Origin of the sequence: Simiduia litorea, assembly GCF_042853465.1 — a bacterium.
GTDB lineage: Bacteria > Pseudomonadota > Gammaproteobacteria > Pseudomonadales > Cellvibrionaceae > Simiduia > Simiduia litorea.
Genome location: NZ_AP031497.1, coordinates 2,238,226 through 2,249,692, shown reverse-complemented (window position 1 = coordinate 2,249,692; position 11,467 = coordinate 2,238,226). Strand labels below are relative to the sequence as shown.

Annotated in this window: 9 protein-coding genes; 8 read left to right on the top strand and 1 reads right to left on the bottom strand. The window is 42.0% G+C overall.

Translation table 11 applies throughout. The features are described from left to right. Nucleotides 1-9: 9 nt before the first annotated feature. From ACGHTT_RS10005 to ACGHTT_RS09970, 8 genes are all read left to right on the top strand, one after another. Nucleotides 10-1,128, top strand: a complete 1,119-nt coding sequence (locus ACGHTT_RS10005; RefSeq protein ID WP_390590343.1) for a DegT/DnrJ/EryC1/StrS family aminotransferase — start codon at nucleotides 10-12, stop codon at nucleotides 1,126-1,128. An 8-nt stretch (nucleotides 1,129-1,136) separates the two neighbouring features. After that, a complete protein-coding gene (locus ACGHTT_RS10000; RefSeq protein WP_390590342.1) occupies nucleotides 1,137-2,384 on the top strand; it encodes an O-antigen translocase in 1,248 nt (415 codons plus the stop codon). Between the two features lie 59 nt (nucleotides 2,385-2,443). Next, nucleotides 2,444-3,568 (top strand): hypothetical protein, encoded by a 1,125-nt coding sequence (locus ACGHTT_RS09995; protein WP_390590341.1) that lies wholly within the window; start codon nucleotides 2,444-2,446, stop codon nucleotides 3,566-3,568. Next, complete coding sequence (locus ACGHTT_RS09990; protein WP_390590340.1) at nucleotides 3,565-4,626, top strand: hypothetical protein; 1,062 nt, start codon at nucleotides 3,565-3,567, stop codon at nucleotides 4,624-4,626. Before ACGHTT_RS09995 ends, ACGHTT_RS09990 begins: the two co-directional genes overlap by 4 nt. An 80-nt stretch (nucleotides 4,627-4,706) precedes the next feature. Further along, nucleotides 4,707-6,662 carry an asparagine synthase (glutamine-hydrolyzing) gene (gene asnB, locus ACGHTT_RS09985; protein ID WP_390590339.1) on the top strand — a complete coding sequence of 652 codons (1,956 nt, stop codon included), beginning with the start codon at nucleotides 4,707-4,709 and terminating at the stop codon, nucleotides 6,660-6,662. Continuing rightward, the gene (locus ACGHTT_RS09980) at nucleotides 6,662-7,792 is read left to right on the top strand and encodes a glycosyltransferase family 4 protein (protein ID WP_390590338.1); all 1,131 of its coding nucleotides are present in this window, start codon (nucleotides 6,662-6,664) and stop codon (nucleotides 7,790-7,792) included. Before asnB ends, ACGHTT_RS09980 begins: the two co-directional genes overlap by 1 nt. After that, complete coding sequence (locus ACGHTT_RS09975; protein WP_390590337.1) at nucleotides 7,785-8,735, top strand: UDP-glucose 4-epimerase family protein; 951 nt, start codon at nucleotides 7,785-7,787, stop codon at nucleotides 8,733-8,735. The genes ACGHTT_RS09980 and ACGHTT_RS09975 overlap by 8 nt, the downstream gene beginning before the upstream one ends. 1 nt (nucleotide 8,736) lies before the next feature. After that, nucleotides 8,737-9,285, top strand: a complete 549-nt coding sequence (locus ACGHTT_RS09970) for a sugar transferase (protein WP_390590336.1) — start codon at nucleotides 8,737-8,739, stop codon at nucleotides 9,283-9,285. Between the two features lie 27 nt (nucleotides 9,286-9,312). Here the strand turns inward: ACGHTT_RS09970 and ACGHTT_RS09965 are convergent, their stop codons facing one another. Further along, nucleotides 9,313-11,232, bottom strand: a complete 1,920-nt coding sequence (locus ACGHTT_RS09965) for a polysaccharide biosynthesis protein (protein ID WP_390590335.1) — start codon at nucleotides 11,230-11,232, stop codon at nucleotides 9,313-9,315. Between the last annotated feature and the right edge of the window lie 235 nt (nucleotides 11,233-11,467).

Sequence of the window (11,467 nt, the reverse complement as noted above, 5' to 3'; positions counted from 1 at the left end):
TGATATGCAATGATTAAATTTCTTGAACTCGATGTTATTAATCAACAATACCGATCAGAGCTTATTGAAGCATGTGCGAAAGTTATTGATTCCGGCTGGTATATAGCTGGGCAGGAGCTGAAGGCATTTGAGGAAGAGTTCACTGATTACTGTGGATCCAAGCATTGTATTGGTGTAGCAAATGGTCTAGATGCCCTTATTTTGACGCTACGTGCTTGGAAAGAGTTAGGTAAATTAGAAGAGGGCGATGAAGTCATTGTGCCTGCCAATACTTATATCGCCAGTATTTTAGCTATTACTGAAAATCGATTAAAGGCTGTTTTGGTTGAGCCTAATCCACAGACGTACAACATTTGCCCAGACAGCATTCGTTCTGCCATTACAGATAAAACCAAGGTAATCGTAGCCGTGCACCTGTATGGGCGATTGGCGCCTATGCCAGAGATCATGTCAATTGCTAAGGAGTACGATTTATTGGTACTCGAAGATTCGGCTCAGGCCCATGGGGCACATATAGATGGCAAGAAGGCTGGAAACTGGGGGCATGCCTCAGGGTTCAGTTTTTATCCGGGGAAAAACTTAGGCGCATTGGGCGATGCAGGGGCAATTACAACAAATGATGATTCGCTGGCGAATACAGTTCGTGCATTAGGAAATTATGGTAGCCATAAGAAATACGAAAATATATACCAGGGTCTTAATAGCCGTTTGGACGAAATGCAAGCAGCAATATTACGAGTGAAGCTGCGTCATTTGAGCTTAGAAACAGCTAGAAGGCAGGAGATCGCGATACGTTATGCGCAAAGTATAGATAACCCACTAATCTTACAGCCAATTGCAAAAGGCGCTTCAATTTCTGAACTGCAATCACATGTTTTTCATTTATACGTAGTGCGATGCGGTGAGCGTGATGTGCTTCAAGAATATCTAGCTAAAGCTGGTATACAAACGCTTATTCACTATCCCATTCCTCCCCACAAACAACAGGCCTATAAAACCTGGAATGATGACAGCTATCCTGCTACGGAAAAAATACATTCTGAGGCACTTAGTTTGCCAATAAGCCCAGTAATGTCCGACATGGATGTAAAGAATGTAATTGATGCCTGTAATTCTTTCAGGTTATAACTTAGATAATGACACTGATAAAAACTAGTTTGCTGAATGGCATTGCTGTCATCATAAAGATGATGACATTGCTAGGGATAAATAAAGTGTTGGCACTTTATGTCGGGCCTTCTGGTTATGCTGCTTTAGGTCAGTTTCAAAATGTAATTCAAGTGGTAACAACATTTTCGACTGGTGCTATTACAACCGGTGTAACTAAGTATACGGCCGAGCACCATCAAGATGAGGCACTGCAGCATGCCGTATGGCGAACGGCAGGAACTATCACTCTTATATTGACTTTCATGTCGGCGATTTTTTTGGTTGGGTTTAAGGATGTATTGGCAGTTTGGTTGCTGAACGATCAGGCCCTCTCTGGAGTGTTTATCTGGTTTTCGATGTCCTTAATCTTCTCAGTATTGAATGCTCTGTTGTGCGCCATTCTAAACGGAAAAAAGGAAATTAAGCTTTATGTTGTTGCTAACATAGCTGGCAGTATCTTTGCGTTGGTATCTGTTATAGCGCTTTCAGTTCAGTGGGGCTTATATGGCGCATTAGTTGCTCTAGCTGTCTATCAGTCATTGTCATTTTTTGTGACTTTTTTTTTGGTTACTAGGACCAATTGGTTTAGGTTAAGTTATATTTTTGGTGGCATTGATAGTAAAATTTCTAGAGATTTAGCTAAGTTTGCCGCAATGGCACTGGCGAGCGCGGTTTGCGTCCCTGTTTCCCATATTCTGATTCGGAACCATTTGGGGGAGTCGCTTGGATGGGATTACGCGGGGTATTGGGAGGCCATGTGGCGACTAAGCTCTGCCTATCTAATGTTTATTACCATGACGTTAAGCGTATATTACCTGCCGAGACTTTCAGAGCTATCTGATCGTAAGGACTTACAGCGGGAGATATTAGACGGTTATAAAATAATTTTGCCAGCTGCGGTTTTTTGTAGCTCTATAGTGTATCTTTCGCGTAGCTTTTTGATTGATCTTCTTTTTAGTCCTGAATTTTCTGAAATGGGTCATTTGTTTTTCTGGCAAATGGTTGGTGATACTCTAAAGATTGCAAGCTGGATTTTGGCATATGTATTAATTGCAAAGGCTTACTGGAAGGTTTATGTATTTGCAGAAGTAATTATTTCCAGCCTTTTCTACTTTTTGGTGTATTTTTTTGTAGATGTCCTAGGTGTAGAAGCAACCGCCATTGCACATGCGGTTTGTTACCTATTGTACTTTATATTTTTGGGTGTGGCTTTGCGGCTAAAAAACACCATTTGATTTTGGGCGACTTGTATGCTGGGTTTGACGACTTTGGTGCCTTCTAGGTGCCTCGACAAATGAGAGTTCTTTTGTTGGGTGAGTATAGTGGCCTTAATAATGAACTAAAGCTTGCTCTTATTAAGGCGGGGCATGATGTTACCCTGGCGGCAGCGTGTGATTTTTTTAAAAACTTTAAGACTGACATAAATCTTGGGTATGGCTCAACGATTTATAGTTACAAAATGAGGCAGTTTTTATTGCCTCTACTGAACTTAAGCAAGTTTTCCGGTTTTGACGTTGTTCATGTGATAAATTTTTATATAATTCCAAGATTACCGTTTTTAAATCTATTTTTAATTAAGTTTCTCAAGGAAAATAATGGGTTGGTGACGTTGTCGGGTGCTGGTGATGATCCATTTTATGTGAAGTATTCTGAACGAGCTATGCGATATAGCCCTATTCCTTCGCACGAGCTAATAGATCGACAGGGGAGACCTTACTACATGCGGAAGCAGGCTCATCTTGATGCAATGCATAAATATATGAACTATATTGATGCCGTTATTCCGATTATATTTGAGTTTCATGCGACATTTTGTGCGGCAGGATATTCCGAAAAAACGCTTAAGCCAATCCCTATTCCAATAGATACTAAGAAAATTGAGTTTTCGGAAAATCGGGTAAGTAACGGTAAGGTTGTGTTTTTTCATGGTCTAAATCGTAGGGGTTTTAAAGGGACATTTTTAATAGAAAAATCATTCCAGGAGTTAGAAAAAAAGTACCCCAAAGATGTTGAATGTATAATTGATGGGAATCTTCCTTTTGATAGATATTTAGCGCTCCTGTCAATAATGAATGTGAATTTGGATCAAGTTTTTTCCTATAGCTTGGCAATGAATTCCCTCTATTCAATGGCGCAAGGAAAGGTTGTTTGTGGTGGCGCAGAGCAGGAGTCTACAGTTTTGTATGATGGAGTCTTGCCGCCTGTATACAATTTAATTCCGGATCAGGCGCAAATAACTGAGGTTTTAGAGACAGTATTGGAGCGAAGGGATCAGTTGGCTAGTCACTCTGAAATGTCTAGAGCTTTTGTTGAGCGATATCATAATCCTGAAGTTGTTGCCAATTTATATTTGAAGTCTTGGTTAAGCTTACTAGCTAGAAAAGTCCAACTGGCTAAAGATGATAAGGGCGACCAGTGAATACGGTTTTATATTTTTATGCATTCCTTTTAATTTTTTTGTTAAAGGTAGCGATCTCTGTATTCATATATTTTTCTGGAAATGATTTTTTTGGCGGAGGCAATGATTCAACTTATTATCATGCCTATGCCATAGGCGAGACTGACGTCATTACGAGCGCCTGGCCGGTTTTTTTGCGTTGGCTGAATGAGCTTGGCGTCTATTCGCGCGAATTTATTAGTTTTTGCTTAAAATTAATTGGTTTTATTGTTATTCCTTTATTGGTTGCACGGTTGGCGTGGGTTAGAAAATCCCTAGATCGGCAACGTGTGTATTGGGCAGCTATAGTTGTTATTAGTGCATATCCAACACTTCTTTACTACACAACCGATATATATCGCGACGTAATTATGGTGGCTTTGTGGCTTCTAGGGGTTTTTATTTTTAGAGAGCTATCTTCAGAAAAAAGGCTTTTTCATAAAACGTATTTTTTTGTTTTTGGTTTGGCGGTTGCTTATTTACTATTGGAATTTCGAGGCTACCTTGGTTTTAGCTATTTTTTCGCGCTTGTATTAGCTCCGCTATATAGCTTTCGTAGGTACCCCTTTATATTTTCAATATTTATTTTTCTGGCGGGATTGTTTGGCTTTTACTTGTTTGGCCTGTTAGAGCCTGTTTTGGCATATCGTTCTATTTTTTCTGACTATCAGACTGGTGGGTCAAATTTAGGGATTTCGTTTTCTTCGGTAATCCAATTTTTTCCTGACTTATTACTGTCTGTCGTATATCAGCTGTTTGGAGTTTATTTTACGGGTATTTCCTCGGTTGCTGTTTTTTTAACTGAGTCCTTACCGTTTATATTTCTAATTACCTATGTTATTAGAAATAGGAAGTATAGTACAAAATTTGTCGATTATTTGATCGTTTTTTTTGTCACTTATTCGATAATATGGTTGTTAGGTAATGACAATTTAGGGACTGCAGTGCGACTAAGAATGTTCAGTTATATTTCAATATTGATTGCATTTTTTGTGATTTATCAGACCAAGAAAATCGTTCTTTGCTGTGGTAAATGTTAATTCATTATTTTTTTGGTTTGCAATTCGATTTTAATTGTATGTAGGGTTTAAATGAAAAGAGTTTGCGAAATATGTGCGGGTTGATTGGCTTTACTATTGCCGGAGATGGCAGCTTTGATACGTCTAACGTCGCTCGCCGAATGCTTGAAGCAATCAAGCACCGTGGCCCGGATAGTAATGGTATATGGAAAGAAAATAATTCCCAATTGATCTTAGGTCACGCTCGCCTTTCTATTCTGGATTTGTCCTCGGCTGGACATCAGCCCATGTTATCTGCTTGTGAACAGTATGTTATATCTTTTAACGGAGAAATTTATAATCATCTGGCTTTAAGAAAGCAGCTTGAGATTGAATCCAAAGCCCCCCGATGGAGAGGGCATTCGGATACGGAAACATTATTGGCTTGTTTTGTCGCTTGGGGTATAAAAAAAACGCTCCAAGCCTTGGTGGGTATGTTCGCCTTTGCATTGTGGGACCGCCAGCTACAAGTATTAACACTGGCAAGGGATCGCATGGGTGAAAAGCCGCTTTATTGGGGTTGGAGTAAAGGTGTTCTGCTTTTTGCATCAGAGTTGAAAGCGTTAAAAGAACATCCTTCTTTTAATAACATCATTGATAGAGGCGCGCTGAATTTATTTCTACGGCATAGTTACATTCCAGCACCTTATAGTATTTATGTGGGCATTAACAAATTGATGCCTGCACACTACGTACAAATACCACTGCAAGGCGACCATGATAGTTCTCTGAGTGCTCAACCAACGGCCTACTGGTCTGTTAATGATGTTGTAGAGAACGGGTTGGCAAACCCTTTTGTTGGCAGTGCAGATGATGCGATTAATAGTGTTGAAGCTCAGCTATCTAAAAGTATTGCTAGCCAAATGCTAGCTGATGTTCCGCTTGGGGCATTTTTAAGTGGTGGCATCGACAGCAGTACTGTTGTCGCTTTGATGCAGGCGCAAAGTGATCGCCCAATTAGTACCTTTACTATTGGCTTTGAGGAAGGTGGTTATAACGAAGCGACTCATGCAAAGGCTGTGGCCAAATTGCTCGGAACAGATCATACCGAGCTTTATGTTTCCTCAGCGGATGCACTTTCAGTCGTTCCTCTGCTACCACGAATGTATTGTGAGCCTTTTGCTGATGCCTCTCAAATACCAACTTATCTTGTAAGCCAAATGGCGAAACACAATGTGACGGTTGCGTTGAGTGGTGATGGAGGCGATGAACTTTTCGGTGGTTATAACAGATATCTCGCTGTGAGTAGTGTTTGGAGACCTATGCAGCGGGTTCCGCATTTTCTACGAAATGCAGCAACTGGATTTTTAAGAGGAGTGCCTCCTTCGAGGTGGGATAAAATTTTTGAAGCGATTAAACCAATTACGCCAAAAAAATTCCACCTATCCACTCCTGGCGATAAGGCACGAAAACTTGCTGATGTGATGGCAATTTCAGATGGACAAGCGTTTTATCGCCAACTAACTAGTCAATGGTCTGATCCTGCTAGTGTTGTTATTAACGGTGTAGAGCCTCCCACTTTAATATCAACGTCCTCTGCGTGGCCAACGACAGATAACATTGAGCACGCTATGATGGCGATGGATTCGCAAATGTATATGCCTGATGACATTTTGACAAAAGTTGATCGTGCGGCGATGGCCATAAGTTTAGAAACCCGTGTTCCCATGTTAGATCATAATATGGTAGAGCTAGCTTGGAAGATGCCGTTTGAGTTTAAGATTCGCGACGGTAGAGGTAAATGGTTGCTTCGCCAAGTTTTGTATCGACATGTACCGGCAGAGCTGATTGAGCGTCCTAAAATGGGTTTTGCAATTCCTTTAGACCAGTGGTTACGTGGGCCACTACGTGGTTGGGCTGATGCTTTGCTGGATGAAACCCGATTGAAATTTGAGGGATTTTTTCACCCTGAGCCTATTCGAAAAATGTGGGCCGAACATTTAAGCGGAAGAAAGAGCTGGCATCAGTCATTGTGGTGCGTGCTAATGTTTCAGGCATGGCTAGAAGAAAATCAATAATGAAAAAAATTCTCATAGTTGTAAATACACCTGAGTTTTTTATATCGCACCGATTACCCATAGCAATCGCCGCTGTAAAAAATGGATATCAGGTGCATGTTGCCACTGGGCCGGGCCTGGCTGTTGACATCGTTAAGCAGGGGGGGTTTGTTCATCATTTAATTCCGTTCACTCGGAGTGGTCAAAACCCGATTATGGAATTTTATTCCTTGATTAAATTGTACTTCCTATTGATTAAAATTAAACCTCTGCTGGTTCACCTTGTTACGATTAAACCTGTCCTATATGGTGGTATCGCAGCTCGACTTGCAGGTATTTCTGCTGTTGTAGCGGCTATATCAGGCCTCGGCACCGCATTTAAAGGACGGACTGGTCTAGAAGGTGTACGTAGGAATTTGGTTGTTTTCATGTACCGTTTCGCTTTCAAGCAGAAAAGATTGGTCGTTATTTTCCAGAATTTGGATGATAGAGATACGTTACTGTCAGCTGGCGCGGTGACGTTGGATAGTGCGCGTATTATCCGCGGATCCGGCGTTGACTTGACAGAATATTCTTTTACCTCAGAGCCTGCCGGGCTTCCAGTTGTTGTTATGGCTTCGAGATTGCTGCGAGACAAGGGGGTGACTGAATTCGTTGCTGCTGCGCGGCTACTGCGGTCTCGGGGTATAAGTGTGGATATACGACTGATTGGAACTCCTGATTTTGGAAATCCAGGGACTATATTACAGGATGAGCTTGATGAGTGGGCTGGGGAGGATATTATAACTTTATTAGGCTTCCGTTCTGATATAGCTAAGCAATATGCTGAGGCACATATTGTTTGTTTGCCATCCTACTATGGTGAGGGCTTACCGAAAACTCTTATTGAGGCAGCAGCTTGTGGCAGGCCGGTTGTAACAACTGACCATCCCGGCTGTAGAGATGCGATTATTGAGAATGTAACCGGTCTATTGGTACCTATAAAAGATTCTGTAGCGTTAGCTGACGCCATCAGTAGGCTTATAGAGTCACCCAGACTCCGCGTGCGAATGGGCTCAGCAGGTAGAGCTCTCGCTGAGTCCGAGTTTGCGATCGAGATAATTGTACGGCAGCACTTGGATATTTATGAAGAGTTAACTTGTAATGACTAACAACGAAACCATTCTTTTAACAGGTGCCTCAGGTTTTGTTGGAGGAGCTGTTTTTGATGCGCTTAGTAACTATAATGTTATATTGTGCGGCCGAACTAATTTTACAAAGGGTGGGCCATTTTTCAGAAAAAACATTAATGAATGCGAAGATTATTCTGAGCCGTTAAATGGGGTTAGCATCGTTATACATTGTGCCGCTCGGGCTCATGTTACTAAAGAAAGGCTTTATAATCCTTTAGATGAGTATAGAGCGGTAAATGTTGGCGGCACCTTGAATTTAGCTCGACAGGCTGCCGCTCAAGGAGTAAAGCGCTTTATTTTTATCAGCAGCATCAAGGTCAATGGTGAATCCACCTCTGGTATGGCGCCGTTTAGAGAAAATGACAATCGCAGCCCAACTGATCCGTATGGTATATCCAAGTTTGAAGCAGAGCAGGGGCTTAAAGATATTGCTGATAGCACAGGGATGGAAGTCGTTATTATTCGCCCACCTTTAATATATGGACCTGGGGTTAAAGCAAATTTTCTTAGTCTTATGAAGCTGGCTGTTTCGCCAATTCCGCTACCTTTTGGGGCTATCAACAATGCTAGAAGCATGATCTATATAGGCAATCTAATTGATTTTATTGTTAAGTCTATAGAGCATCCTAAGGCTGCGAATCAAATTTTTATTATTTCTGATGGTGAGGATGTTTCTTTGTCAAGCTTAGTTAGATTGATGCGAAAGTCCATAGGGAGGTCTACTTGGCAAATCCCAATACCAAAAATCCTTTTTGAGTGGATAGGCACTGCTACTAATAAACGTCAAGTGATGGAGCGACTGATTGGCTCGCTGCAAGTAGACCCTAGTAAGGCTCAATCCTTGTTAGATTGGAAGCCCCCTTTTTCCGTAAGCCAAGGGATAGAAATCACGATGCAAGATTTTATAAAGGGTAAATTTTAAGGTGCAAAGAGTATTCGATTTATTGTTTTCGGCGTCCGGTCTGCTTTTTGGCTTTCCCGTGTTACTCGTTGTATATGTTATAGGTTGGTTTGATACGAAATCACCACTTTTTTTACAGCAGCGGGTAGGGAAAGGTATGAAGCCTTTTGTGCTTGTTAAGTTCAGGACTATGTCCGTGGGTACGGCTTCCGTAGCAAGCCACCTTGCCTCCTCAGCTTCAGTTACTAAAGTTGGATCTTTTTTACGTAGAACTAAGCTGGATGAATTACCTCAGCTATGGAATGTTCTTAAAGGTGAGATGAGTCTTGTTGGCCCGCGACCAAATTTGTTTAACCAAGAAGACTTGATTGCCGAACGCAGCGAGCGTGGTGTTTATGATGTACGACCTGGCATCACAGGTTTAGCTCAAATTCAGAATATTGATATGTCTACACCTAAGTTATTGGCTGAAATTGATAAGTTGATGATTGACTCTTTATCAATTAAGTCATACTTCACTTATATTTTCAAAACAATAGCCGGTAGTGGTGGCGGAGACGCTTTGAAATAGTTAAAAATGGGGCTGTGGCCCCATTTTTTAATGCGTAAACTGCGAAGTGATACTAAGGTTTTGTTTTGACAGAGGGTCCACGAGTTCTAAAGTGCCAACATAATCCGTTGGTGCATCTAGCAGCAGTTGTTTAATGGTTACCCCGTCATAGGCTGCGCAGGCAGAGTTTAAGGCAGTAAGCAGAGCCTCAGTATCTTTCCATGACAAACTTTTTTCCTCAGCGCGCATGATGCGCTTGTGCTCAGTACCGCTCACATTGTCGCCAATCAAAAGCTCTTCATACAGTTTCTCGCCAGGTCTAAGGCCTGAGTATTCGATAGCGATATCGCCATTAGGGTTTTCAGCTGAACAAACAGTTAGCCCTGAAAGTTTGATCATTTCGACAGCTAGATCGGCAATTTTTACCGGTTCTCCCATATCCAATACAAATACGTCGCCCCCCATCCCCATTGAACCAGCTTGAATTACCAGCTCCGCTGCCTCAGGAATGGTCATGAAATAGCGAATTATGTCTGGGTGGGTGACGGTAATGGGTCCGCCGGACTTTATCTGTTTGCGAAATAGAGGTACGACAGAGCCAGAGGAGCCAAGTACATTGCCAAACCGTACCATTGTGAAGCGTGTCTTGTTTTGATGCTTTGCCAAAGCTTGTAGTACCAACTCTGCTATGCGTTTTGTGGTTCCCATGACATTGGTTGGTCTTACTGCTTTATCAGTTGATACGAGTACAAAAGAATCAGCATTTACGTCTATTGCTGCTTGAGCGCAGTTCCAGGTGCCGAAGATGTTATTCTTAACACCCTCTACAATATTATGCTCCACCATAGGTACATGCTTATAAGCGGCAGCATGATAAATGGTATTCGGCTGGAAAGTGCGCATTGTCTGTTTCAAGTGAGGGAGGTTTTGTACCGAGCCGAGGATTGGAATTATCTCAGTCTTGCATTTGCTGCCTTTCGCTTTGCAATTTTGAATTAATTCTTGCTCTATCGTATAGAGGCTGAATTCGCTGATTTCAAACAGGATTAGTTTTGCTGGTTTTAGGTTAAGTATTTGTCTAGTTAGCTCAGACCCGATTGAACCGCCAGCGCCTGTAACCATAACGACTTTATTTTTGATGCATCTGCTTAATAATTTAGGTTCTGCTGCAACGGGTTCACGACCTAATAGGTCCTCGATTGATACGTCCTGCAAGTCTGAAATCTTTGCAGTACCTTCGACGATTTGGTGGATTGGCGGGATAGTTTTAACTGCGGTACCTAGATCCTCCAGCTGTTTTATAATCTTGCTTTTTTGATTGCGCCCAGCACCACCAAGTGCAAGCAGTGTTATTTTGGCGTTATAGCGAACAATTAGTTCTTGGGCTTTTTTAGGATTGTAAACTTTTAGTCCGTAAATTACGGAGCCCTGTATGGTTGGGTTATCGTCTACAAATGCGACAGCATGGTAGTTGGTTGCGCCCAAAGAGCGAACAAGCTGGCAGCCTGTTTCGCCTGCACCATACACAATGACATTGGTTGTATTTTGGGACCCTCCATTAATAAGTGCGACTATGCTGCGCATTAACATCCTTGGTGCTCCTATAAATACGAGCGCTATTATCATGAAAATTATCGGTACGGAGCGAGGAGTAGATGACTGAAAAAAGAAGCTGGCAAGCGCTAGGGCGCTGGCTGAGGCGCCTACACCTAAGGCAATTGATACCAATGCTTGCGAGTTTAAATACCTTAGTATGGCGCGATAAAGGCCAAGTCGAATGAACACGGCTGCGGCGACTACTAGCGTGATAGCTAGTGCGTAGATCTCGCTATACCCAAACGGGATTTCAAAGCTACCCAAGCGCAATGCATTGGCAAAATAATATGCGCCGATTAAAACGACGACATCATAAGTTAAGCTAATAAATCTTTTGACCGGTCGTTTTGCGTTAAAAAGTGCTTCCAGCAAAGTTGTAGCTCCTACAAGCGATAATTCATTATGGGTTAAGGATTATATAGGCGTTTGAGGGGTCAGTATAGCTGGCCTCAGTAGAACTGCAGGCCTCCAGTTAAAGAAATATCTGCGGAAGTATTTCCTTTATAGGGCCTGTCTCGCGACCACCATAAGTGAATTCGTCCCTGCGGGCTAAACGCTCCAAGTCTGTAGGGTTTTAGCAATAACCATCTGTATTTGCTAGTATGCG

Bases quoted from the DNA above. Each gene is read 5' to 3' on its own strand.
- ACGHTT_RS09980 (WP_390590338.1), top strand. From the start codon at position 6,662: ATGAAAAAAATTCTCATAGTTGTAAATACACCTGAGTTTTTTATATCG.
- ACGHTT_RS10005 (WP_390590343.1), top strand. From the start codon at position 10: ATGATTAAATTTCTTGAACTCGATGTTATTAATCAACAATACCGATCA.
- ACGHTT_RS09975 (WP_390590337.1), top strand. From the start codon at position 7,785: ATGACTAACAACGAAACCATTCTTTTAACAGGTGCCTCAGGTTTTGTT.
- ACGHTT_RS10000 (WP_390590342.1), top strand. From the start codon at position 1,137: ATGACACTGATAAAAACTAGTTTGCTGAATGGCATTGCTGTCATCATA.
- ACGHTT_RS09995 (WP_390590341.1), top strand. From the start codon at position 2,444: ATGAGAGTTCTTTTGTTGGGTGAGTATAGTGGCCTTAATAATGAACTA.